26 protein-coding genes and 1 pseudogene are annotated in these 24,615 nt (G+C 38.1%); 5 read left to right on the forward strand and 22 right to left on the reverse strand.

What is annotated here, in order from left to right:
• Window positions 1–57: 57 nt before the first annotated feature.
• From L6W14_RS15185 to lepA, 4 genes and pseudogenes are all read right to left on the reverse strand, one after another.
• A complete protein-coding gene (locus L6W14_RS15185) occupies window positions 58–921 on the reverse strand; it encodes a GH25 family lysozyme (RefSeq protein ID WP_131520530.1) in 864 nt (287 codons plus the stop codon).
• Between the two features lie 215 nt (window positions 922–1,136).
• A pseudogene (locus tag L6W14_RS15190) lies at window positions 1,137–1,313 on the reverse strand (tautomerase family protein); the annotation flags it as partial.
• Between the two features lie 183 nt (window positions 1,314–1,496).
• Window positions 1,497–1,838 (reverse strand): DUF2834 domain-containing protein, encoded by a 342-nt coding sequence (locus tag L6W14_RS15195; protein ID WP_131520529.1) that lies wholly within the window; start codon window positions 1,836–1,838, stop codon window positions 1,497–1,499.
• Window positions 1,839–2,630: 792 nt separating this feature from the next.
• Entirely contained in the window at window positions 2,631–4,457 is a 1,827-nt protein-coding gene (lepA, locus tag L6W14_RS15200) for a translation elongation factor 4 (RefSeq protein ID WP_004226914.1), read from the reverse strand.
• Between the two features lie 225 nt (window positions 4,458–4,682).
• Here lepA and L6W14_RS15205 point away from each other — a divergent pair, with 225 nt between their 5' ends.
• A complete protein-coding gene (locus tag L6W14_RS15205) occupies window positions 4,683–5,186 on the forward strand; it encodes a DUF3221 domain-containing protein (protein WP_193767342.1) in 504 nt (167 codons plus the stop codon).
• 119 nt (window positions 5,187–5,305) lie between these two features.
• Here the strand turns inward: L6W14_RS15205 and L6W14_RS15210 are convergent, their stop codons facing one another.
• The 3 genes from L6W14_RS15210 to gpr form a co-directional block, all read right to left on the reverse strand.
• Window positions 5,306–7,201, reverse strand: coding sequence for an acyltransferase family protein (locus L6W14_RS15210; RefSeq protein WP_237898276.1), 1,896 nt, complete (start codon window positions 7,199–7,201; stop codon window positions 5,306–5,308).
• Window positions 7,202–7,781: 580 nt separating this feature from the next.
• A complete protein-coding gene (spoIIP, locus tag L6W14_RS15215) occupies window positions 7,782–8,636 on the reverse strand; it encodes a stage II sporulation protein P (RefSeq protein WP_225340378.1) in 855 nt (284 codons plus the stop codon).
• Between the two features lie 119 nt (window positions 8,637–8,755).
• Window positions 8,756–9,772, reverse strand: a complete 1,017-nt coding sequence (gene gpr, locus L6W14_RS15220) for a GPR endopeptidase (RefSeq protein WP_131520525.1) — start codon at window positions 9,770–9,772, stop codon at window positions 8,756–8,758.
• 163 nt (window positions 9,773–9,935) lie between these two features.
• Here gpr and rpsT point away from each other — a divergent pair, with 163 nt between their 5' ends.
• Complete coding sequence (gene rpsT, locus L6W14_RS15225; protein WP_004226906.1) at window positions 9,936–10,184, forward strand: 30S ribosomal protein S20; 249 nt, start codon at window positions 9,936–9,938, stop codon at window positions 10,182–10,184.
• Between the two features lie 95 nt (window positions 10,185–10,279).
• Here rpsT and holA read toward each other — a convergent pair whose 3' ends face one another.
• Window positions 10,280–11,290 (reverse strand): DNA polymerase III subunit delta, encoded by a 1,011-nt coding sequence (gene holA, locus L6W14_RS15230; RefSeq protein WP_237898277.1) that lies wholly within the window; start codon window positions 11,288–11,290, stop codon window positions 10,280–10,282.
• A 165-nt stretch (window positions 11,291–11,455) separates the two neighbouring features.
• Between holA and L6W14_RS15235 the strand changes: the two genes are divergently transcribed.
• Window positions 11,456–11,593 (forward strand): YqzM family protein, encoded by a 138-nt coding sequence (locus L6W14_RS15235; RefSeq protein WP_004226902.1) that lies wholly within the window; start codon window positions 11,456–11,458, stop codon window positions 11,591–11,593.
• A 28-nt stretch (window positions 11,594–11,621) separates the two neighbouring features.
• Here the strand turns inward: L6W14_RS15235 and L6W14_RS15240 are convergent, their stop codons facing one another.
• The 12 genes from L6W14_RS15240 to L6W14_RS15295 form a co-directional block, all read right to left on the reverse strand.
• On the reverse strand, window positions 11,622–13,898 hold the full coding sequence (locus tag L6W14_RS15240) for a DNA internalization-related competence protein ComEC/Rec2 (protein WP_237898278.1): 2,277 nt from the start codon (window positions 13,896–13,898) through the stop codon (window positions 11,622–11,624).
• Between the two features lie 14 nt (window positions 13,899–13,912).
• Complete coding sequence (locus L6W14_RS15245) at window positions 13,913–14,482, reverse strand: ComE operon protein 2 (RefSeq protein ID WP_237898279.1); 570 nt, start codon at window positions 14,480–14,482, stop codon at window positions 13,913–13,915.
• 105 nt (window positions 14,483–14,587) lie between these two features.
• Window positions 14,588–15,214, reverse strand: a complete 627-nt coding sequence (locus L6W14_RS15250; RefSeq protein WP_237898280.1) for a helix-hairpin-helix domain-containing protein — start codon at window positions 15,212–15,214, stop codon at window positions 14,588–14,590.
• Window positions 15,215–15,493: 279 nt separating this feature from the next.
• Window positions 15,494–16,231 carry a class I SAM-dependent DNA methyltransferase gene (locus L6W14_RS15255; protein ID WP_237898281.1) on the reverse strand — a complete coding sequence of 246 codons (738 nt, stop codon included), beginning with the start codon at window positions 16,229–16,231 and terminating at the stop codon, window positions 15,494–15,496.
• The gene (rsfS, locus tag L6W14_RS15260) at window positions 16,232–16,576 is read right to left on the reverse strand and encodes a ribosome silencing factor (protein ID WP_004226890.1); all 345 of its coding nucleotides are present in this window, start codon (window positions 16,574–16,576) and stop codon (window positions 16,232–16,234) included.
• A complete protein-coding gene (gene yqeK / locus L6W14_RS15265; RefSeq protein WP_237898282.1) occupies window positions 16,573–17,145 on the reverse strand; it encodes a bis(5'-nucleosyl)-tetraphosphatase (symmetrical) YqeK in 573 nt (190 codons plus the stop codon). Before yqeK ends, rsfS begins: the two co-directional genes overlap by 4 nt.
• Entirely contained in the window at window positions 17,114–17,704 is a 591-nt protein-coding gene (locus L6W14_RS15270; protein ID WP_221679999.1) for a nicotinate-nucleotide adenylyltransferase, read from the reverse strand. Before L6W14_RS15270 ends, yqeK begins: the two co-directional genes overlap by 32 nt.
• Window positions 17,705–17,713: 9 nt before the next feature.
• A complete protein-coding gene (yhbY, locus tag L6W14_RS15275) occupies window positions 17,714–18,016 on the reverse strand; it encodes a ribosome assembly RNA-binding protein YhbY (protein WP_048392151.1) in 303 nt (100 codons plus the stop codon).
• Window positions 18,017–18,021: 5 nt separating this feature from the next.
• Window positions 18,022–18,852, reverse strand: coding sequence for a shikimate dehydrogenase (gene aroE, locus L6W14_RS15280; RefSeq protein WP_237898283.1), 831 nt, complete (start codon window positions 18,850–18,852; stop codon window positions 18,022–18,024).
• A gap of 32 nt (window positions 18,853–18,884) precedes the next feature.
• Entirely contained in the window at window positions 18,885–19,988 is a 1,104-nt protein-coding gene (gene yqeH / locus L6W14_RS15285; RefSeq protein ID WP_054550069.1) for a ribosome biogenesis GTPase YqeH, read from the reverse strand.
• A complete protein-coding gene (locus L6W14_RS15290) occupies window positions 19,985–20,506 on the reverse strand; it encodes a YqeG family HAD IIIA-type phosphatase (RefSeq protein ID WP_237898284.1) in 522 nt (173 codons plus the stop codon). The genes yqeH and L6W14_RS15290 overlap by 4 nt, the downstream gene beginning before the upstream one ends.
• 36 nt (window positions 20,507–20,542) lie before the next feature.
• Window positions 20,543–21,325, reverse strand: coding sequence for a phosphatidylserine decarboxylase (locus tag L6W14_RS15295; RefSeq protein WP_048392148.1), 783 nt, complete (start codon window positions 21,323–21,325; stop codon window positions 20,543–20,545).
• Window positions 21,326–21,461: 136 nt separating this feature from the next.
• Between L6W14_RS15295 and pssA the strand changes: the two genes are divergently transcribed.
• Both pssA and sigK read left to right on the forward strand, forming a co-directional pair.
• Window positions 21,462–21,962, forward strand: coding sequence for a CDP-diacylglycerol--serine O-phosphatidyltransferase (gene pssA, locus L6W14_RS15300; protein ID WP_048392670.1), 501 nt, complete (start codon window positions 21,462–21,464; stop codon window positions 21,960–21,962).
• Between the two features lie 86 nt (window positions 21,963–22,048).
• Complete coding sequence (sigK, locus tag L6W14_RS15305; protein ID WP_004226867.1) at window positions 22,049–22,756, forward strand: RNA polymerase sporulation sigma factor SigK; 708 nt, start codon at window positions 22,049–22,051, stop codon at window positions 22,754–22,756.
• Window positions 22,757–23,087: 331 nt separating this feature from the next.
• On the opposite strand, the gene mtnN is transcribed toward sigK, so the two are convergent.
• Window positions 23,088–23,780, reverse strand: a complete 693-nt coding sequence (gene mtnN / locus L6W14_RS15310) for a 5'-methylthioadenosine/S-adenosylhomocysteine nucleosidase (protein ID WP_016994157.1) — start codon at window positions 23,778–23,780, stop codon at window positions 23,088–23,090.
• Between the two features lie 60 nt (window positions 23,781–23,840).
• Entirely contained in the window at window positions 23,841–24,500 is a 660-nt protein-coding gene (locus L6W14_RS15315) for a YrrS family protein (RefSeq protein ID WP_131520520.1), read from the reverse strand.
• Window positions 24,501–24,615: the final 115 nt, after the last annotated feature.

The following is a 24,615-nucleotide window of genomic DNA, read 5'->3' on the forward strand; positions in this document are numbered from 1 at the left end:
TATTAGGCTAAATATTTTGCTGCTAGTTCTCAGGTACTTATGGGCGAGACAATGCTATTATTTAATAAATTTATCATAGAACCGTTTGAGCATCGTTGCCATTTGTTGTCTTGTGAGTGTATCTGTAGGATTCATACACTTGCCATCGCCTCGTATAACTCCCTCTTCAATGGCCCACTCCCAATCTTCTTTATGTGCTGGTGATACCCTAGCATTTGATTTTATCCCAACTAATAACTCTTTCATTTCAGTAAGTTCCTGTTTTAGTTGTTTATTTTCTTTCTTTAATTCTTCATACTGAGAAAATGCTATTTCCTTCTTCTTATCAGTATCTGTGAACCAGGATAAAGACTTAGATCCATTTAATTGGTTTAAATCTACAGTTCCTTTAATACCTGCTACAATCCCTTTGTCTGTGTACTGCCATAAGTCACAAGCAAAGTTTGGCTTTAGTCCCGGTGAGCTAGAGCCACTATAGCGAGGAATCCACAGGAAATCATAATTTTTAACGGTATCCATCAGATAAGGTTTGTAAAAATGATGGCCTGTATATAGCCCGACTTTTACAGTCTTACTTTTTAAATAATCAATAAACACCTGTGTGCCTTGTACGATATTTTGGACACTAGCACCAAAGCTTTCTTCGATATCTACAACATAAAATAGCGGATTATAGTTTTTTGCTCTGTTATAGAAGTCTTTTGCTTGTTCCAATGCCTCAGTACCATTTTTAAAGGTAACATAAATATAAACACCAAAAGGTACCTTGTACTTAATACATGCTTCTATATTTTGAACGTATTTACGGTCAATTGTGCTTGTACCATATTGTGTGCGGATGATAGCCAAATCAACATCTTTAACCGCTTCAGACCAATCAATATCTCCTTGATGATGTGAAATGTCTATGATATAACTCATACAATTTTCTCCTCCCTAAAAATAGTAAATAAATTATGAATAGCGACAAACCCATTGCTTCAAGCATTATTTAGAATCATTCATTAAATAAAGTTATGTAGATTATTTTAGTCCTTATAGGTTCTTCATTTACCGATTTTTAGTGGTCAGATAATTAATAAGACAGAGCACATTTCACATAGTCGAATTAACTCTAAAAAAATAGCGGCTTTATATCAAATATTTACTTTGTAATTAAGTGCTAATTCATCCCCAGGTAACCCTCTTATTCCCCAATTATGTTTAGGCGTTTCAAAAATTGTAATTTCAACATCTTGAGGTGAAATATTTAATTGGTTATTTATGCGTTCAAATAGTAGCTTTACTAATTGTTTTTTAGCTTGAATCGTTCTTTTTCCAGCATTCGAATAGCTTCTAAGATTATCCCTCTGAAATTACTCATTTTCTCCCTCTCATTAATGGAATCTCTATCTAAATAAGGACTGTAGAATTATTTAAGCTTGTTCATCTAACCTGCCCCGTTTTCCATCCATGTAACACAAAATAGATACTACACCAAAGAAAATGGAAGATTTTCACGTTCTTTCATTGGAGTTTAACAACACTTCTTTCTTTATGTATGGCTCTCTAAAAAACAAAAATAACGGTAATGCCAGCGATAAACCAACTGTAAACAAAGTTAATAGACATATCCACTTTTCTTTAATGTTATACTTTCTTGACTCATTAAACATAAAGATTATAAAAACAAAGCATGAAATAAAAAAGTCAACAGCGAAGAAGGTCGATATCGAGTTTGCAAATAATAAATCTACTAATAACCCTAAATCAAATCCGTTTTTGTTCAAGAATTGCACCAAAAAATAATACGGGAATACTGTGCCGATAATCGCAAATAACAAGTACACGTTTCTCATTTAAATTAAACTCCCCCTCTCTATGATTTTTCACAAATATTATACTTCTTAATTAATCTCTTTTAGTTTAATAATACCTCATAAATAATTAATTTAAATAAATATTTCCATATATGATAATTAATTATAGATTAACATTTAAAATTTTAATATTATAAACTATATATTCCAAGAGAATATTGTGAATTATTTCTAACACTAAGAAAAGGTGGATTGATTATGAATTCAATATATAAGCCATTAATTTTAGCGGTGGTAGTAGGGGTATATGTATATATAGCCAGTAAAAGTGATAATAATGTGATATCAAATTTTGTCATACTTTATCTTATAATTACAATAGTTTATTTATTATTCAGAAAAATTGAAGAGAAAAGAAAAAGAGTAAGGAGAAGATAACTTAATTAAAAGTAGGAGATTCGAGACTCTGTGAAAAGATTCACTGTAAATTAGCCAACTATCTGAAAAAAAAGCAGCTGATAGTAGCCAAATACCCAGTTACTCAATAAATACGAGTATCTCGGCATTATTATTAACGATGCTAACTGAAAATGGACAACCAATAAAAACAAGTCAAAAAGATTAGGACATAGCAGATCAGCAATTACTGAAGACCGCTATGTCCATTTAACACAGAAGATGGCAAGAGATGCTGCCTATATTTTTGATGCCATCGCTAAAGATTTTTAAATTGCTTGCACAATTTCAATGCGGTGGCAAATGGTGGCAATCTCCACCCACCTGATACAAGACTATTTGCTTAAATCCTTATAAACCCTGATTATATCAAACTTACTTCGAATCATCCATTTTCAGCACAGCCATGAATGCCTCTTGAGGGACTTCGACTGAGCCTACTTGTTTCATACGTTTTTTACCTTCTTTTTGTTTATCAAGAAGCTTTCGTTTACGAGAAATATCTCCCCCGTAACATTTCGCTAATACGTTTTTACGGATGGCTTTAATTGTTGAACGCGCCACGATTTTTTGTCCAACTGCTGCTTGAATTGGTACTTCAAATTGTTGGCGTGGAATTAATTCTTTTAATTTTTCTACGATGATTTTGCCTCGATCGTAGGCAAAGTCACGGTGTACGATAAAGCTTAGTGCATCGACTTGCTCACCATTTAATAAAATATCCATTTTTACTAATTTCGATGGCTGGTAACCAATAAGTTCATAGTCGAATGATGCATAGCCCTTTGTATTTGATTTTAAATAGTCAAAGAAATCATAGACAATTTCTGATAATGGCATTTCATAAATAATACTTACGCGCGACGTATCAATATAATCCATTGTCATGAAATTACCACGCTTCATTTGACAAAGTTCCATAACCGCTCCCACATAATCATTTGGTACCATGATGGTTGCTTTCACATATGGTTCCTCGACACGATCGATTTTTTGTGGGTCTGGCATAAAGGATGGATTATCAACTTTAAGCTCGGTACCATCTGTCATATGAACGTTGTAAATTACGGAAGGTGCTGTTGTAATTAAGTCGATATTAAATTCACGCTCAATACGCTCCTGAATAATTTCCATATGTAGTAATCCTAAGAATCCACAGCGGAAACCAAAACCAAGTGCTTGCGATGTCTCTGGCTCATATTGTAGAGCAGAATCATTTAACTCTAGCTTTTCTAACGCTTCACGTAAATCGTTGTACTTGGCTGTATCAATTGGATACAAACCACAGTAGACCATTGGGTTCAAACGGCGATAACCAGCTAATGGCTCAGCTGCAGGTCGATTTGCATAGGTTACAGTATCCCCTACACGTGTGTCTCCTACATTTTTGATAGATGCAGTTAAATACCCTACATCCCCCACTGTTAATTCAGCCTGTGGCACAACTTTTGGTGTATGTACCCCAACTTCAATAACTTCGAATTCCGCACCGGTTGCCATCATGCGAATTTTATCGCCAGGCTTGACAGTACCATTAATGACACGAATCGAAATGATAACACCTTTATAAGCATCGTAAACAGAGTCAAAAATTAAAGCTTGTAGTGGAGCATCTGGATCACCAGTTGGTGCAGGTACCTTCTCTACGATTTGCTCTAAAATATCCTCGATACCAATACCTGCTTTTGCAGAAGCTAAAACTGCTTCAGAGGCATCTAATCCAATAACGTCTTCTACTTCTTGACGTACACGTTCAGGGTCAGCTGCAGGTAAATCAATTTTATTGATTACAGGTAAAATTTCTAAGTCATTGTCAAGTGCTAAGTAAACATTTGCTAGTGTTTGTGCTTCAATCCCTTGTGCTGCGTCCACAACTAAAATGGCACCCTCACAAGCAGCTAAACTACGTGATACTTCATATGTGAAATCGACGTGTCCTGGTGTGTCGATTAAATGGAATGTATACACTTCGCCGTCTTTTGCTTCGTACTTTAATTGAACTGCATTTAACTTAATTGTAATGCCTCGCTCACGCTCTAAATCCATTGAGTCGAGGAGCTGTGCCTTCATCTCACGGGAAGTTAAAGATTTTGTTTGCTCTAAAATACGGTCAGCAAGCGTTGATTTCCCATGGTCAATATGTGCAATAATAGAGAAATTTCGTATATTCTCTTGTCGTTTTAAACGTGCTTCTCGGTTCATCTTTTCCACTCCTAATTAAACTATAATGAATTATACTATGAACGTTACGCAAAGTACAACAGCAACTAGACTTGAAAGCCTATAATATCAATACTTTCAGTGTTTCACATCGTTTTTAAATTTTACAGTATTAAGGATGTAAATACAGAGAAATCTGCTACGGTAGCACACGATGTGTGACAATATAGATGGAAATGCGTCTACTTGCCAAGAGGAGGGATTCGGTTGAAAAAATTCATAGTAGGATGGTTGGTGCTTCTTGTCTTAGTTGGATGTGGCACACCAAAAGACCATGTAAACAATAAAGAGGCGGCAACAATTGAAGGATATGTGACAGCCACTCAAGAAAGCAGGTTCCTCGTTGTAAGCAATGAACCTGTCCCTTCAAATGATTCCAACACACAATTTGTAGATGCACTTTGGGTAACAACAACCAAAACGTTAGAGATAGGGGATTATGTCAAAGTATGGGCAGATACGATTGATGAATCTTACCCTGGTCAAACAAATACAGAGAAGATTGAGGTTTTACCCTCCACCGTAAAAAGTACGCTTTCTCCAAAAGATATCATCATCCATGTAGCCAAAAAACTTGAACACAATCCCATCATTACAAACATAAACTATGATCCTAAAAAGAAAGAATGGATATTGAACTATTTTCCTCGTACTCAAGGGACCGATCAATTAGTTAAGCTTACTATACAGGATCAACAACCAATAGAGTAAATAGGCCGAGCAAATAGTCTTAAGGTCAATTTTTTTGAAATAGTAACACTCCAAGAAAGATGTCAGATATAGAAAAAGTCAGCTACGCAGACAAAACTGTGTATACTGACTTTTTTATTTTATTTGTTTAAGGATTGTTGAATGAGCTTTGTTAAAACTTCTACCCCTTTTTTCTCTAAATGTACACCGTCAGGGGCAAAGTATTCAGGGTGATTGATGGCTGCTGCATGCCAGTCAATTAGTGTTATTCGCTCATGTTCCTGTGCTTTTTGCAGTAAAGCTTCATTCACCTTTGCTTCCCAAGATCGCGGCACACGTGTATTCACTAAATAAATATCGGCATTTGAAAAAGCTTCAAGGAGGGCATCCATTTGGTCAGTCGTAAAATAACCATTTGTCCCCAATTGTAGAATGACGGCATGATTAGGTTGATTAAAACTTGCATAATTTGGGGCAAGTTTTACAGCTTGCGAAACTTGACGGCCTATTTTTCCATCGATTGTAATAGTCGGATACATAGTATGTAAGCTCGGGGCAATATCAATCATTAAGGAATCGCCAATGGCTAGTATGCCACGATAAAACTCATCCTTTTCAGGCTCTATAATGGTGTTATTTTCTTCTTGTTTAGGTGTTTCTATCTCCTGAACATCCTCTCCTCCCTCATCCTTACTTTGAGAAGGCTTGTCAGTGGAGGCTTCAGCTTGTTTGTCCTGCTTGTTCAGATTGGCTGTAGGCTCTTCGCCATTAATTTTTATCGTTGTTGGCAGCGTTTTAGATGGGTGTTGCTGACTTTCACCCACTACACCTGTCATGCCTGTGAAAAATACAAGCAGGAAAAGAGGAACCATAACCGTTGATATTTTTCGTGGAAAAGTAAGGCTTCCCCACTTATTTTTATTACAAATCAGATATTTTTGACAATAGACTCTGAACCCTTCTTTTCGGATGGGCATCTCAATGAAGCGATAGGATAGCTCTGCAATCATTAGGATTAGTAAAAGCTGCAGGAATATTCGCCAATAGGAGGGATTACCAATTTCATGAATGGGTGTCCCTAAAACCATGACAGGATAATGCCATAGATAAATGCCGTAGGAACGAGAGCCTATCCAACATAATGGCTTCCATGCTAATATTTTTCCTAGTATGCTGACTGGATGAGAAATACATGCAATCAAAACGGCAGCATTCAAGCAAAATAAAAACATGCCTCCTCTATAAAGAAAGGATTGATATTCATCCACATACACTATGCTTACTAAAAAAATAGTAAGTGCCATGAAACTCATCGTATTTAGTTTCTTCACATGGTTCGCTGATAATTTTTGAGAAGATAGTCGTTTCATTGGCCAAACAAGTGCTAGCCAACAGCCTATTAATAATTCAAAACAACGTGTGTCCGTTCCATAATAAACACGACTAGGATCAGCGCCTGGCTGATAGAGTAATGCCATTACGAATGCTGAACAAAGGGCACCACAAAAGACGATATTTGCTAGTTTATTTTGTTTTTTAACAACAAAAAGTCCAATCATTAAGAGCAATGGCCAAATCAAGTAAAATTGTTCTTCAATAGCTAATGACCATAGGTTTTTTAAAGGTGATGGAGAACCGAAACTATCAAAATAAGAGAGTTTATGAAAAATGAACCACCAATTACTTGAATAAAAAATGGAGGACAATGCATCCCCGCGCAAAGTATGGAGAAGCTCTTTATGAAAGAGCATTGCCCAAACAAATGATGTAACAATCATAACGTAGGCAGCTGGTAGTAGCCTTCTAAATCGTCCCACCCAAAATTTCTTTAGGCTGACTGTTAATTGATTGCCCTTTAAAGGTAAGATGGTAGAGGTGATTAAATAGCCCGATAATACAAAGAAGATATCTACTCCTAAAAAGCCACCTCTAGCCCAACTGAAGTTAAAATGATAAGCAATAACTGCTAATACAGCCAATGCTCGAATCCCGTCTAGTCCAGGAATATAACGATGATTTAATGACTTGCCTGACATACTATTCCTTCCTTCAATAATCTCTCAATTTCGTTTCGGTATAATGTGTTGGTTTTTTCTAGCTGTACAATGAGAAGTCAATCTAAAAGCGCTGTCACAATCTGTAATAACCGCACACGGCTTCGGATAAATGATGTTAGGGAGTAGCGCTTTTTGAAGGTATTCCCTTCCGTATCAAGATAAAACCTGTTGTCACGTAATAGAACCTTTTGATTAATAACCATCCCCTCTCTATTATTTTTACTTATTCACTTATATGTTTGACGATTGAAATACGATAAAAGTTTGAGAGAAAAATGAAACGTTATCACTTTTTATCTTCTAAAAATTCATATGTATATTTTGCTATAGACTTAAAAAGGCATTCCAAAAATGGGATATACTTCAAAAGTATGTTTGCTTTATTTGCATATGCCTTCACTTAACGTTTTATCATGAAATTCGCGAGCCAACTTGAAAATTATAAGACAAGAATGGAGCAATGGAAAGACAATTAATGAGAATTATTTCTGGAAATTTTATTATCATACAATATTAAAAAAGTGAGCCCACAAGAGTCCCACTTTTTAATATGATTGGTCTATTTTGTTGAATCATTGACAAACGCTTTTGATATGGCCTTACCAATTACAGCAATTGTACGATTAACCTCTTCCTCAGTATTACCAATTCCACCAATCTCAATAATCATCATTTGCTTTGCTAAATCCTGATTGTATCGCCCATCAACCCCATCACCACTTTTAGAAATAACCCCTTTAGAAATTTTTGGAACGATGGCATTTAGTGTGGATGATAAACTTTCAGCATAGGCTGTATTCCAGCGGTAATTAGCATGCTCTGCCCCAACAACAATAGCGATTTTCGCATAATTTTCCCCATTATATGAGATCGTTGTAAGATCATGTTTTAATGAGTCACGATGTAAATCAACTATTAAATCATAATTATTTGTTTCTAAATGCTTACTTAAATATGGCCTCATCACATTATAAGATTCATGATAGCCTTTACCCTCTTCTTGTAATTTCTTCATAATATCTACATCAAGAACATCCGTCTTTAAACCATTTACATTAAAATGATTCACAATCTTATCCTTCAGGCTCATAATATTGACCGTTTCATGAGAAGTCGCTACCTTACCACTCACTGCTTTCACCATGGGTTCATATGCTTCATGCGTATGGGTAAATAACACTAACACTTTAAATGGGTCCGGGTCTAGGGCTTGATCTGGTTCAGGTTCTTTCGTTTGTTCCAGTACACTTTGTTCAGCTAAATTGGTAGCAGCAAACACGACTTGCTTATCTTCTGATTGTTTGATCGGAGTCGATGCTTGCTTGTTGAACGGAAGTTGCCCAGCAATGACAGGTAATACGAAAAAGAACAATAATATACCAAATGACCATTGTAGTTTTTTTAGCAAAGTCACACCCTCCTCCCCATATCGTATGGAGGGGGGATGTTAATTAGAACGAAAATAAATTTCTTGTTTTACGCATAAATAAGCGTGTTTTAGAAGGACTACTCTAAGCATTGTTTCTTCATTATTTATAAATCACTTGCCCAATCCATTAGCATAGAAGCCACTAATTTTGCATAGCGATCAATCCAATAGTCTGCTTCTTTTGGTGTAACCATCAATTGTGTGTGGGAGCCAGCGAAGGTTTCCTCAAACAGCTGCTGCCGCTCCTCCTTCGTCCATGTCGCCCATTCTCCAAATATAGGTTGTACTAACGTCATATCCAGTTCCTTGTTGATATCTGGTTGCCATGAGGATAATGAAAGCTTCGATGACGGTTTACTGCGTTCAGCCACACGAGCAGCTATCGAACGGAGCATAGTTTCTACCGCATCAGCAATTAATACAGGTGCATCTACTACAGTAGGTATCCCTATTGCTGTTACGGGAATGCCAAGCATCTTATAGGAAATCTCTTGCCGTTGATTGCCTACTCCTGAACCTGGATGTATGCCTGTATCTGTTAATTGAATCGTTTTACAGAGTCGATTACTCGCTCTTGTAGCAAGTGCATCTACTACAATGATTAATTTCGGTTGCAGACGTTCAGCAATAGCAGCCACAAACTCACCTGTTTCGTAGCCTGTTTGTCCTGTTACACCAGGAGCATACATGACAAATTTTTCATCAATGACATCTAAACTATGCAAATGGTCAATTAAATAGGGACCTATTGCATCAGGTGTAATAGTGCGATTGCCTAAACCGACTATTAAAATTTTATCGTCTTCTTGCCAAGAAAGTGCGTCATGCATTTTTTTGAAATTGACAAGCAATTCTTGTTCAAGTTGTGCAAAGCCTTCTTGATCTTCTAATGTTAGCGTAGGGACAGAAAGGGTAATATACTGCCCTTCCTTTTTACCAATTTGCTTTTCCCCTTCAGCATCTACAAGAACATCTGTAATTTTTACTCGACCAGCATTCCGATCTTCAATTTGAATGCCACTTGATTGTTCAAGCTTTTCTTTTTGCTCTTTGGTCTGATGGACAACTACCTCTTCTGATTCATCGATTAAATCTGTTCGTTGCCAATTAAAATTTTGCATACAGTTCACCTCAAGCTGTAGTTTGTTCAAACTGTCAAGTAAATATTCTTTGCATTTATCTATTGCAATTTGGCCAAGCGTTTGTTAAAATGATTTTTGTTGTATTGACACAAGAAATCAATGAGAAGATATCATCTCGTACCTAATTTAGGAGGTGAAATATATGCCAAACATTAAATCTGCGATTAAACGCGTAAAAGTTAACGAAAAAGCTAACATTGCTAATTCTCAAGCTAAATCTGCAATGCGTACTACAGTGAAAAAAGCTGAAAACGCTGTTGCTGCTAACGCTGAAAACAAACAAGAACTTTTACAAGCAGCTTTCAAATCTTTAGATAAAGCAGCTTCAAAAGGACTTATCCACAAAAACGCGGCGGCTCGTAAAAAGTCTCGCCTTGCTAAAAAAGCGTAATTGTTTAAAGGATCAGATACTCTATTAGGAGTAGCTGATCTTTTTAATTTTATAGAGAACTTAAAAAGCTGCCCTTATTGGACAGCTTTCTTTGCCTATAGTTGGCGCAATAAAAATAGCTCTAGATAGCGCTCTCGATTTCCACCAGACGATTTGAGCTGTAAATCAACCTCTGCTAATTGATATAATGCCCGTAGCAAATTTTCTTCTGAAGGCCGATGCCGTTGCTCAATCATAAGTTTGACGCGATACGGATGAATTTTTAAATTTTTAGCGATTTGTTGAGGGTGATACCCTTTTTTCAATAAATAAAAAACATTGGACATGGTACGAACATTGGATGCTAGCAAGCCCACTAACATAATAGGTTCTTGTTTTTGTCGCAATAAATCATGGTAGATGGACAAGGCTCCGACAGAGTCATTCGCCAAATATGCGTTAAGCATTTTAAAGGCATCTTGCTCTAATGTTTTTGCCACCAAATCCTCCACTAAAGAAGTTGTAATTTCGCCACCATCACCTAAATAAAGGGTTAGCTTGTCAATTTCCATCTGTAATTGTAGCATGTTGGCTCCGACCATCGTAACAAGCAATTCAATAGCATCTTGTGTAATGCTATTACCTTGTGCTTTGACAATGCCTTGAATCCATACGGCTAAATCCTGCTCTTTTGGTGTTTCTGCTTGTACAAATAATGCATGCTCTTTCATCATTTTAGTCACTTTTTTGCGTTCATCCAATTTTTCATAAGGGGCAATAAAAACCGTTACGGAAAAATCAGAAGGATTTGACAGCCATGTTTCCAATCGTTTCACATCATGATCGATTTTTTCCTTCCCTTTCTCGGTTGCCTTTAAAAGCGAAGCATTTTTAGCAATAATAAGCTTACGTTCTGAGAAAAAAGGAATGGTATCTGCTTCATCCATGACTGCATCTACTGGTACTTCTTCTAAATCAAATGTGGACATCTCCAGATCTTCTTCTGGACCCATTGCCTCTTTTAAACGTTTAATGGTTTCATCTATAAAATAGCTTTCTTCACCAACAAGCAAATATACTGGTGCAAGCTTACCTTTTTTTATTGTATTCCAAACCGTTGAAATCATAATTTCCCCTCCATCTAGCAATACTATTAGTATACATGATTTCATAGTCCTTTGTGTCTTTGACCGAATTGTGTCGATTCCTTGCCAGACGGGGAAATCACCTTTTCGATATAGCTTTTATGACCATGTTGTCTTATAATAAATAACAGAATTGGAGGGATAACAATGAATCCATTTGAAGGAAAAAACATACAATGTCGACGTAACGATGCCATCGATTCTGGTGTTGGCTTCGGTGTATCATTTGGCGTTTTCACGCTTATGTTTATTATTGCAACTATAGTAGAATTTGTATCACAGTAATTGGACTTATGCAGGAGAAGGGCCTTGGTCATTGGACAAGGCCCTTTTCATTTACGCTAACGGACCAGCGATTATCACGAATACGTATTTCGATTGATCCATTCACCCCTGTTGTCCATGTCACTAAATCTCTACTGACAAAACGTTGTACTACTTCTTCATGTGGATGACCATAACGATTATGGAGACCTGCACTAAAAACGGTTAATTGGGGCTGTAGCAGCTCGACAAATTCTTCTGTGCTTGATGTCTTACTCCCATGATGCCCTGCCTTCAGCAATGTGAGATTGGCCAATAAAGGTCCATAACGCTTGATCAGCTGTTGTTCGCCATATTGCTCCAAATCCCCTGTAAATAACGCTGTAAACGCCTTTTGCTGCATGTACAGGACAAGAGAATCATCATTTCCCTCATAAAAGGCGTCATCAGGCCATAAGTAATAAAAATCTGTATCCCCTACATGCCACGAAGTCCCCTTCATTTTTTCTTTAATAGGAATATGTCGCTTATTTGCTTCGCGTAATAAATCATTCATTAAAGGCTCATTCAATGAACCAGGTGTAACGTGTATTTCCCTCATGTTAATCTCCTGTAATACTTCCTCTGCTCCCTCAATATGATCTGCGTCCGCATGCGAAGCAATAAAAATATCGATAGTTCGTATACCCTTGCCTTTTAAAAATGGGACGACAACTTGCTTCCCTACCTCATAAGGACTATCTGCTTTTTTCCACGATGCCTGCTCAAAGCGCAATACTCCACCTGTATCTATAACATAGACAGCCCGTCTAAAAGGCAATTCAATGACGATACTATCTCCTTGACCTACATTTAAAAAGGTAATCTTTGTTTCGTTATACAACATGGGTGCCAAATGAATCCCAATAACAGGGATGACAAGGATCAACATAGCTTTCCTGAACCCTTTTATTTCCAAATAATAAAAGCTCGCTAAAACACTTACCATCGCCACGCTACTCAGCCAAATAGATGGTTTGCCTGGTGACCATAATTGCCAAGGAAGCACTTGCATATAAAGGATTATTTCGGTCAGCCAATTACGCAGTGGTTCATAGCCAGCAAATAGGACATTAGCAAGTGGTAAAGAAAGATAAGATAGCACAAAGGCAATCATGTTAAAGGGTAATATAATAAAGGAAAACAGTGGAACAAAAACAATATTGACAAAAAATGAGGATAAAGATAATTCATAAAAATGATGGAGTAATAGTGGGTAAACGAGCAGTTGGCACACGAATGTGATAAAAAAAGAACGACCTAGCCAAGTTCTTGTCTGCTTAAAAATAATACCAGAATAAAGAAGACTAGCGGTTGCTAAATAGGATAGCTGGAAACCAATTTGGAAAATAACACCTGGCTCAAGCAAAACAAAGCCTATAAAGCTAATAGCTAATGCATCATCGATCGAAAGAACCCACTTAAAAAAGCGCAGTAACATCATCAATTCTACTACAGAAACAGCACGCCATACGGAAGGTGCTCCCCCTGCAATGACTCCATAAATCGGTAAGAGGATCAATAGCACGACTGTAGCCATTTCCTTGCGAACTCTTATTCTAAGTAATCCTTGAAAAAAGAGCCAAGACATCAGCGCGACATGTAGCCCAGAAATCGCAAATAAATGGGTAATACCGAGCTTTTGATAGGCACGCTGCAGTTCATCCTCCATCTGATCTTGCACCCCTATTAAAAGTGCTTGAGCCTCTGCTACAAGTGATTTGGGAAAAGTCTTCTCTATATGCTTTTTCATATTGTGTCTTACTTCGGCAAGAATAGTGAAGATGGAGGTTCGTTTTGCTACATAATGCCAATTCGTGATTTCAACAACGCCTGTTGCTCCTTTGCTCGTTAAATAGTTTGACATGGAAAAGGCATAAGCATGGGCAGATGGAGAGGGAGCCACGAGTTCACCTTTTGCAGTATACGTCATTCCAGTTAATGAGGTATTTTCATAAAAATTTTTCTCTTGTTCCGAGGAAAAAGTATAAACTACGTAAAGTTTTTGGCCATGTGTTGTTGTCGCAAACCCACGGAGTTTTTGCCCGTTTATTTTATAGTCACTTGACCAAGTTATAGGGAAGGTTGACGGTAAAGAGGAAGGTTCCGTCAGATGATTGATAGAAAGGAAACAATAAGTTAGGAGACCACTAGTTAGCACAAAAATTGCAAGAAAACGTGACTCACCTTTTATGGTGAGCCACAGGACTAGTAGCAGTAAAAAAATGAGTAGCCATGCTGATTTGTATACTGCAATAGCAGCTATTAGTACAGCAAGAGCTACCATAATCCATCTATGCTTTAAAGCTTGATGCCAAATAATGCACTCACCTTCTGTTCATATGGGAGCAATTTTTCAGCAGATATCCCACTCTCGCGAAGCTCGTGCAGCATTTCTGTATACAAAGCTAGCTTGTCATCTCGTAAAAAATCGATTTTACGTTCATCAAAGGGTACATGAACTACTTCTACTCCAGCTTTTGCAAATAACTCCTGTGCATATGGATTATTTTTATAATCCGTTGCGTAATACACACGTTCGATGCCAGCTTGAATGATAGATTTTGTACATGGTAAACATGGGAAATGTGTTACATACAAATCAGCACCTTTTGTCGGTGTTCCATATTTAGCACATTGCAGTAAGGCATTCATTTCAGCATGCACGGTGCGGACGCAATGGTTGTCAACCACATAGCACCCTTTTTCGATACAATGCTCGTCCCCTGTAATGGAACCGTTATACCCACCTGCAATGATGCGTTTGTCCCGTACAACAGTTGCTCCTACAGCTAGTCTTGTACATGTACTGCGTAATGCGAGTAAATGGCTTTGTGCCATAAAAAATTGATCCCAAGTAATTCGCTCCATATGACTACCTCCAAAAATTGTCTAACAAATTAACTTTCTCTTGCTTTTCTACTATAGTGTAGCCCTTTTAGAAAAGGGGCGTCAATATACCATCCTGTAAAAGCATTACTTTACAGTAATCGCATCCTTTAGCTTCTCAAATGTTTTATCACCAATCCCACTAACATTTTTTAAGTCATCTATAGTTTGAAACTGCCCATTCTCCTCTCGATACGTAAGGATACTTTGTGCTTTGGAAGGACCGATTCCTGGCAATGTTGCTAACGTTGCTACATCAGCTTTATTGATATTAATCTTTTGCTCCTTATTAGTCTCAGTAGGTAGCGTTAACAGGGAAGAGGCTTCTTCCTCTAGCTGTTCGCCCTTGATAGGAATGTAGATAACCATTTCATCCTGTACCTTTTGGGCATGATTGATCAATTGTGTGTCAGCCATCTCTGTATAGCCACCAGCAAGCTGTACAACATCTTTTATACGTTGATCTTGCTGAAGCTCATAAACGCCTGGATACATTACAGCACCCTTTATTTCCACAAATACCTGCTGCATAACCGCTTCCTCAGCAGATTCACTCAAATTTTTTTCTTCAATAGGTTGGATTGTGTCGATGAGCTCTTCTTGGGGAGGTGAAGAGTCAGAACTCGAAAAATAGAAGTAACAAAGTCCACTGACGACTAGTATGCTGGGGAATAACATACTTTTTTTGTACTTTTGCCATAAAGAGTGTAGCACAGTACCATCCTTTCCTTGCGAAAGGTCATCATATGGAGTTATATATATCTTACACTATGGATGGGTGGTTGAAAATGATAAAAAAACATCAGGAGTTTCAATTTACCTGTTGAAGAGAGCTATCCTCTTAGTTATATCCAGTTTTATCCGACAATTTAGCCTCTTTATCCGCCTGTTTAAGTGTTCTATCCGCTACTTTAATCTTTCTATCCACTACTTTAGCTTTTCTATCCATCAAAAAAGCCACACTGCGTATTACACAGTGTAGCTCCCTTTTCTTTATTTCAGCGCACGAATAAAAATGCGTTCACTTTCCTCATCAGGTGCCTCATCTGTAAAGTCTGCTGTAATTTCCACATGACTAAAACCAATCGAATGCAACCAAGCCATATACTGCTCGATAGTGTAAGTACGTTGCACGTGCTCCTCATCAAAGCGTTCATATAATTCACTTGCGTCATCTCGTACATAAAAGGTCATTTGATGAATAACCGAATGTTCAAAGTCGGCAGGCTCCGTATGCCATATATAACTAATGTCACCATCATCATATGTGAACGGACCATCTAAAAAAATCTCATTCATTTTAAATAACGAGTGAACATCAAAAAACAGCTGACCTCCATCACGCAACGCCGCATAGATACGTTCTAATGTCGTATAAACAGAGTGCTCCTCTACCACATAATTCAAGGAATCAATTGTGATTGTGACAACATCGATTTCCTCAAAGCCATCTAGTTCGACCATAGACATACAGTATAATGGTGCATGGTAGCCTGCACGAGCAAAGCGTTCTGCGGCAATGGACAGCATCTCTTCTGATAAATCGATTCCACTGACTTGATAACCAGACTTTGCAAATAACAAGCTAAGTACACCAGTACCACAACCAATATCCAACAGTTTTGGGTACTGGCTGCTTGGTGCATGCTGTACAACCCAATCTACATAAAGATTGTAAGGAATATCCGTTTGCAGCTCATCATAGACATGAGCAAAGCGTTCGTAACTCACTTAGGCCTCTGGCATGTCTAGTTGCGGTGCATCGCCCCAAAGACGCTCTAAATTATAATAAGCACGCTCATCCTTATGGAATACATGTGCCACAACATCGCCTAGGTCAACTAGTACCCAACGAGCTCCATCGAATCCTTCGACACGGCGAATTTCATAGCCTTGTTGTTCAGCTACATCCTGTAATTCGCGTGCAATGGCTTGCACTTGGCGATCTGAGTTACCATGAGCAATGATAAAATAATCTGCTAAAAGGGAAATTCCTTGCATATTTAAAACGACAATATCCTCACCATGTTTGTCGTCAATTGCTTTGTACGCTGCTTGTAATAAAGTTGAAGTCATCCTTCACTATCCTCTCTGTTCATCATATCGTTATAACATTCTATAGATAAAGGATAAATCGGCTGCTTTGTGTCAATTAAAAATGCCAAAGTATGGCGTACACATGCACTCATCGCCTTATCCAAATTTTTTTGTGCTTTTTTGCGCAGACGATCAACTCCATCAAATCGACGGTTCGGTTCAATCATATCTGCGACAAAAATAATTTTTTCTAAACGGCTCATATTAGCCCTTCCAGTTGTATGGAAACGAATAGCATTCAACAGCTCTTCGTCTGTGATACCGAACTCACTTTGTGCTATATATGCACCTACTGGACCATGTAGTATTTCACTACCCCATCCAATTAGTCTTTCATCTAATTTTTCATCACGAACGATATTTTCCATCCACTCAATATCAGCATATTTAGCAATATCATGGAGGATAGCTGCTGTTTCAGCTTTTTTTACGTCCTCGCCATATTTATGAGCTAGGTTGATGGCCGTTTCCATCACGCCGACTGTATGAATATAACGTTTTTCAGGCATTCTTGGCTTAATCGCCGCTAAATACTGTTCGCGTTCCATAAAGACCTTCCTCTCGTATGAACGTCTCTACCGCTTCTGGTAGTAGAAATGTCACCGTTCCTCCTGTAGCCAGGCGTTCACGAATCAGTGTGGACGATAAATCGATTTGAGGTATTTCCACCATACGTATAGGGTACTCTGTTGCCGCAGCTGTCCCTGGACGTTTTACTCCGACAAACTGAACAAGTTTCACTAAATCATCTATACAATGCCATGTATGTAGCGAATCAATCATATCGCCACCGATGATAAAGTAAAATTTCACATTCGGCTCTCTTCTACACAATGCAGAAAGTGTCTCATAGGAATAGGATACGCCACCCTTCTCAAGCTCATACGACTCTACTGAAAAATAAGGAAATGGACGAATCGCACGTTTTACCATTTCAAGTCGCTCAACATTACTAGCATCAAAACGTGCATGCTTATGTGGTGGGATGGCATTAGGCATAAAGCGGATTTCATCAAGTTCTAGCGCATGAAATACTTCATTTGCCATTAAAAGATGACCCATATGTGGCGGGTTAAATGTACCTCCAAGTAAACCGACCCTTTTCATCGTCTCACCTTATTTCGTTACTTTTGGTAATACAATCTTTTTATGATTGCGTGACTCTTTATATAAAACAACTGTCAGACCGATTAATTGGACAAGCTCCGCATGAGCACCTGTGGCTAATGCTTCTGCGACTTCATGTTTATCCTCTTCACAGTTATCTAAAATACGTACTTTAATCAATTCACGTACTTCTAATGCCTCGCGAATTTGCTTTGTCATTTCATCATTAACGCCACCTTTTCCCACTTGGAAAATAGGTGTTAAATGGTGTGCTTCTGCACGTAAAAAACGTTTCTGTTTACCTGTTAACATAAAAATTAGTTTCCTCCTAATTGCGCCTTCAGTTGCGCAATCATTGAATTTGTATTTGGATAGTTTCCTAACCAGTGTTCAAAAGCGATGGCTCCTTGATGGACAAACATTCCTAAGCCAGTGACAATCGTTGCTCCTTTTTCTTCAGCCGCTTGTAAAAAAGGCGTCATTAATGGATTATACACAATATCCGCAACAATTGCTTCTTTCATCAGCCGATCTAATGAAAATGGCATTGAAAAATTGCCCGTGGAAAGGCCAGCTGATGTCATTTGCACAATAATGCTGAAATCAGCTAGCGTTTCTTCCGCTTGTTGTAATGAAATAGCACGTCCCATACCCATTTCATCAATAATCATTTGTGCATTCGTCACCGTACGATTGGCAATGGTTACATGACAATAGCCTTGTTGCTGCATAGCAAAGGCAATGCCTCGAGCAGCACCTCCAGCACCAACAAGTAATACAGGCTTGTCTTTATGAGAAACCCCAACGGCTTCTTCCAGTGATCGAACAAATCCAATACCATCTGTATTATAGCCTTTCAGCTTTCCTTCTGTTGTTCGTACGACTGTATTCACTGCGCCCATTTTTTGTGCCAGCTCATCTAGCTCGTCTAGATACGGAATGATTGCTGTTTTATGAGGAATGGTCACGTTCCAGCCACTTGCCCCTAATGTCTTCAAACCAGCAACAGCAGATTCTAATTGATCAGGCGTTACATGTAAAGGAATATATGTCGCATCAATTGACATGTCCTCAAACCAAGCATTGTGCATGGCAGGTGATTTTGAATGTTCAATTGGATCACCCATAACTGCAAACCATTTCTTCATTTTCTAGTCCCTCTCTCTACTATGTCCTCCATTTAGATCAGCGAAGGACGAATTGAAACTTGTACACCTTTTGGGGCGTAAGCTGCTACTACTACATTCGCATGTTGAACGGTAATCCAGCCAAGTCCAGAAAATACAACATCTGTTTTCGCTTCTTTGATGGAAAATTCGTGACGAACCAATGGCGGTAACTGGTCGATAAAGTCCGCAGTTGGGGGAGCCAATAATTCTCCTTTATGCTCTTCATATAACGCATCTGCCTTCTCAAGCTTTGTACGATGAATTGGTAAATCATTTGCCACATGGATGGTAAAGGCAGAACGGTCACCCTGAATAAAATCAAATCTTGCCAATGCACCAATAAATAGCGTTTGCCCAGCATTTTGTTGATAGACTTTCGGCTTAATTTCTTTTTTCGGCATAATATATTTTAATTCACTGGCATCAATATGATGAGCCATTTGATGATGATTAATAATACCTGGCGTATCATATAATGCACTACCATCATCCAATGGAATATCTATCATGTCTAAAGTAGTACCTGGGAAATGTGAGGTTGTAATCACTTCACCCTCACCTGTTGCCTGCTTAATAATTCGGTTAATAAACGTAGATTTCCCAACATTTGTACAGCCAACAACATATACATTTTGTCCTTTACGATATTCATCGATGGCTTCCATTGCTTCTGCCATCCCTTTGCCTTTATGGGCACTGACTAATAGGACATCCACAGGCTGTAGCCCAAGAGCCTTTGCTTCACGTTTCAGCCAGTTGATAACTTTTTTTGGCTTCACTGACTTTGGTAATAAATCAGCTTTGTTGGCAATCAATAGGACAGGATTCTTCCCTACAAAACGATGAAGCCCTGGTAGCCAGCTTCCATTAAAATCAAATATATCAACAATTTTTACGATTAAGCCTTGCTGTGTACCAAGACCATTTAAAATACGTAAAAAATCGTCATCTGTTAACGATACTGGTTGAATTTCATTGTAATTTTTCAAACGGAAGCAACGCTGGCAAATGACCACATCCTTTTCTAATGATGATGGGGGTGCATACCCAACTGCTGTTTTATCTTCTGTTTGAATTGTTGTACCACAGCCAATACAATTTGGCATTTCAATCATTCTTGTTCCTCCCAAGTTATAATTCCTTTTCGTTTCAAATCATTAAAAACGCGACGTTCAATGAAACGATTCAATTTTGTTACAAGCCCATCTGATTGTGCAACAGGCTTCACGAGCACTGTGTGCAAGCCTAAGCGGTTTGCGCCCATTACATCCGTAAGGAGTTGATCTCCTACCATTACTACTTCATGTGGACGCAAGCCTAGTTGTATCAGCGCATTATAAAAAGCATTACGAAGTGGCTTTTTCGCCTTGTGAATGTAAGGAATACCTAATGGCTCAGCAAAATGCTTTACACGAGCTTCCTTGTTATTTGACGCAATAATAACACGAATACCTGATTCTTTCATAATGCGTAACCAAATGATTAGCTCTTCTGTTGCATCTGGACGATCCCATTCAACAAGTGTATTATCTAAATCCGTAATGATTCCTCTAATCCCTAATTCTTGTAACTTTTCCGGCGTAATTTCAAAAATATTCGTCACAAATTCGTTCGGTAATAAAAAATTATACAAAATAGCGACCCCTAATCTTAACGTATTATTCGACCATTATAGCATATTTGCAAAGGCTTCACCCATTCGAATTGGGCTTCCTTTTACAACATTATCCGTAAATTTAATTGTATCCTTTTCAAACAGCATCACAACAGTAGAACCAAATGAGAAATAACCAACTTCCTGCCCTTTCTGCCATTTCGTTGTTGTATTGGTAAGCACAATGGAATTCACAAAGGTTGCACCTACTTTGATAAATGCAACATGCTGATTATTTGCTGCTTTCAGCTCAGTCACTAAACGATAATTATGAGAAATTGGTTTTTTACCGTATGTAAGACCTAACTGATTCACAGGATAAGATTTCTGACCAAGTGTATATTGTCGTAAGACTTCTCCATCTATCGGGCTATGGATACGATGGTAATCAGCAGGACTTAAATAAAAAACGATAAAATGTCCGTCTGCATATTGTGCAGCTCGTTCTGTATTGCCGAGTAAATCTTGTAATGCATAAGGCTTACCCTTCACAAGAAATGTCATATCCCATTCAATACGTCCAAAGGATTCCACTTTTGCGTCCACTGGGCTGGCATAGACAGTTGGATTTTTTTCAATAGGTCGAGCTTCTTCAATAAGTTCTCTTGTAAAAAAATCATGTAAACATGAAAATTGTTGTTGTTTTTTTGAAACTTCTTCAAGGTTAATATCGTATAACTTCATGTAGCTTGGTATTATACGTTTACTCCACTTCGCTTTTGCTATTGTCTGCAAAAGATGGGAAGATTGCTTACCATTCGTTAGTTCTATCAAGCGTTGATATAGTTTTTCTTTCATACAGTAAAACCCCTATCCATTAATTTAGACTGTCAATTTTTTCGCATTCGAAGTATAATGGTACAATATCTTAAGTGCAAAGGAGTGATCCCCCTTGTTTTTTTATCACAAGTTGGTGGATACCACGGTTAAGAAAATGAAATCGCACGCAGCTAACTTCATAACAATTAGTAATATGTCCTTTGGAGGCGCGGCTATTATGGCCACTCTACATGAATACTATAGCTATAGTGTCTTGTTTATCTTTATAGCAGCTCTTCTTGATCGCTACGATGGTAAGGTAGCGAGAGCGCTCGGACAAGTGTCAGAATTAGGTAAACAATTAGATTCTATGAGTGATATTATATCATTTGGTGTGGCGCCTGCATTATTAATGTATGAAGTTGTTCTAGTTGATTTTGGTTTTGTCGGCATGATGATGGCCGTATTATTTATCGTCTGTGGCGCGATGCGTTTAGCTCGCTTCAATATTAGCGAAGCGAACGGTTATTTCACAGGTTTACCAATTACAGCCGCAGGTACGTTCTTAACTTTAACGTATTTCGCAGCTTATACGTTCCATCCGGCATTTTATCTTTTCCTTTTCCCCATTTTAGCTTTACTCATGATTAGTACATTTACGTTAAAAAAAGTGTAACAGCACATTTGCTGTTGCACTTTTTTCATTTCCCACGTCTTTTAAACATATACTGTCGAAAAATGGGGAAAGGATGAAATCTTTCAATGAGCGGAATTTTTACATCGATGTTGCAGTTATGGCTTGAAATCCCTGCGTTGCTTGGCTATTTAAAGGGGCAAACATTCCATAAACCCTTTTCAAAAGAAGAGGAAGCTGCTTGTATTGAACGATTTTTAGGTGGCGATGAGCAAGCGCGTCTTGATCTAATAGAACGTAATATGAGGCTTGTCGCACATGTCGTTAAAAAATTCCATCCAAAACATGAGCAACTCGATGATTATATTTCTATTGGAACAATTGGACTAATGAAAGCCGTTGAGAGCTATACTCCTGATAAAAAAACTAGACTTGCCACATATGCAGCTCGTTGCATTGAAAATGAGATTTTAATGCATCTACGCACCCAAAAGAAAGTGCAAAAAGACGTTTCGCTATTTGAGCCGATTGGAACTGATAAAGATGGGAACGCACTGCAAATTCGCGATTTACTTCAGTGTGATGAAGAAAGTGCCACAGAGAAGCTAGAGCATAAAGAGCATGTAGCACAACTATACCACTATTTGCATATGCTCGATGAACGTGAGCTCGAAATTGTGACACTCCGTTATGGCTTAAATCAACAGGATGCACTTACGCAAAAGGAAATTGCAGCACGCTTAAATATTTCACGTAGCTATGTATCTCGCATTGAAAAACGGGCACTTATTAAACTCTATCAACTATATAAACGAGACCAAAAAACTATTGAATAATATATTGTAAAATGGTTATGAAAAAAATTCAATCCTTCAATGGCGGAAGAATATGCCTATTTCATGGCATATAAAAAAACTCCTTTGCGACATGACTATGTCGCAAAGGAGCTTTCCCGTCATACTAGTGTGCTGATTCAGATAGTTCTGCTGAAATCAACGTACCTATTAAAGTTGTAATAATGACTACACCTGCTGTTAAAAATAACATCATGAATGCCTCCCATTCTATTATGAAGAGATTGATTAATGTCAGTGTAGCATTTGTTTTTTGTATCAACTGTGATTTTTCTCACAGAATAAACCACACATTTTGACCATTCTGTGTAGTTTATAGTGAGGAAATTGCTTTTAATACGACTTGTGTCGAATGTTTTGCAGCAACTGGTAAAAATTCATCAAAGCTAATATTCGATTCTTTACCTGCAATATCTGATAATGCACGAATGACTACAAAAGGTGTAGCAAATTGATAACAAACTTGTGCAACTGCAGCCGCTTCCATCTCTACAGCTTTCATTTGAGGGAAATGGCGACGAACAGCCTCTACACGTTCAGGATCATTCATAAAAGCATCCCCAGAGCAAATTAAACCAACGCCATACTGGTGCTCTCCAACTGCCTTTACAGCCTCCTCAGCTACCTTCATCAATTTCTCATCTGATTTATATGCTGCTGGCATACCAGCCATTTGTCCAATTTCATAGCCAAAGATTGTGACATCTACATCGTGGTGACGAACTTCATCAGAAATAACGACAGCGCCTACCTCAAGTGCTTCATCATACCCACCTGCAGAGCCTGTATTAATGACAACATCTGGTTTAAACTCATGTAAAAGGATTGTCGTAGACATAGCAGCATTTACTTTACCAATACCGCTTTTTAATAATACGACTTCCTTTCCTTCAAAAGTTCCTGTTGTATACTCACTACCTGCAATCGTTGTGCTGTGTGCATCGTCTAATGCTGCTCTTAGAAGCTCCACTTCCTCTTCCATTGCGCCAATTACTGCAATTTTCATCTACTGTTACTTCCCTTCTTTTATCAACTCTATTAAAAATAATCAAAAGAGTGATTTTCGTCAATAGGCGCCTTCTAATGTATTTAGTTGCTCAAGCTTCACTGGCTTCCAACCTTCATTATCAACCCATTCCATACTTACACGATACATTTGAGATTTATCATTGGTCGAAACAGTAGCAATGGATGAATTAGGACCACCATTATTTTGCATACGCCAGATGATCATATTGCTTTGGTCAATACCAGTCACCGTAGATACTGTTGCTACTTTCTCAGCCCAGTCTACAGACTTGTCGTCATATGAAGACACATGCTGACCTGTTTGAGTTGTTGGTGTTGGCTGCCAATTTTTATTCGTGATAACCTTCTCAACAATAGGATTATCTGAGGCTGATTCTTCTGCTGTGCCTTGTTCTTCCTGGGATGTCTCAGGTTCTGATTCTTCCTCTGAAGGTTTATCTTCTTCTACAGCTAGATCTTCTTTTTCTTCATCCGTCGGTTCTTTCTCTACTTCTTTTTCTTCATCACCGCTCTGTTCTTCTTGAGCTGGTTCCTCTTTCACCGCTTGATCTGCATCATCTTGCCATTTAAACACATAGGTTGCTGTGATAATAATGAGGACAACCACAACACCAATTAAAATATTCAATAGTTTATCTAGCTTTTTATTACGAGATGGCTGCAAATGACGACCACTTCGAGTTTGTCGTTCACTCATAATGTCTCCCCCTCTCTAGGCAATATTCTATCAAGTTCGACAGCACTTGCAAAATAATTCTACTCACTATTTTATTAAATAGTTTTCACGCTAAAAATGGTACAAGCAGTCAGCC

Source organism: Lysinibacillus sp. ACHW1.5, from assembly GCF_022014815.1.
Lineage (GTDB): Bacteria > Bacillota > Bacilli > Bacillales_A > Planococcaceae > Lysinibacillus > Lysinibacillus capsici.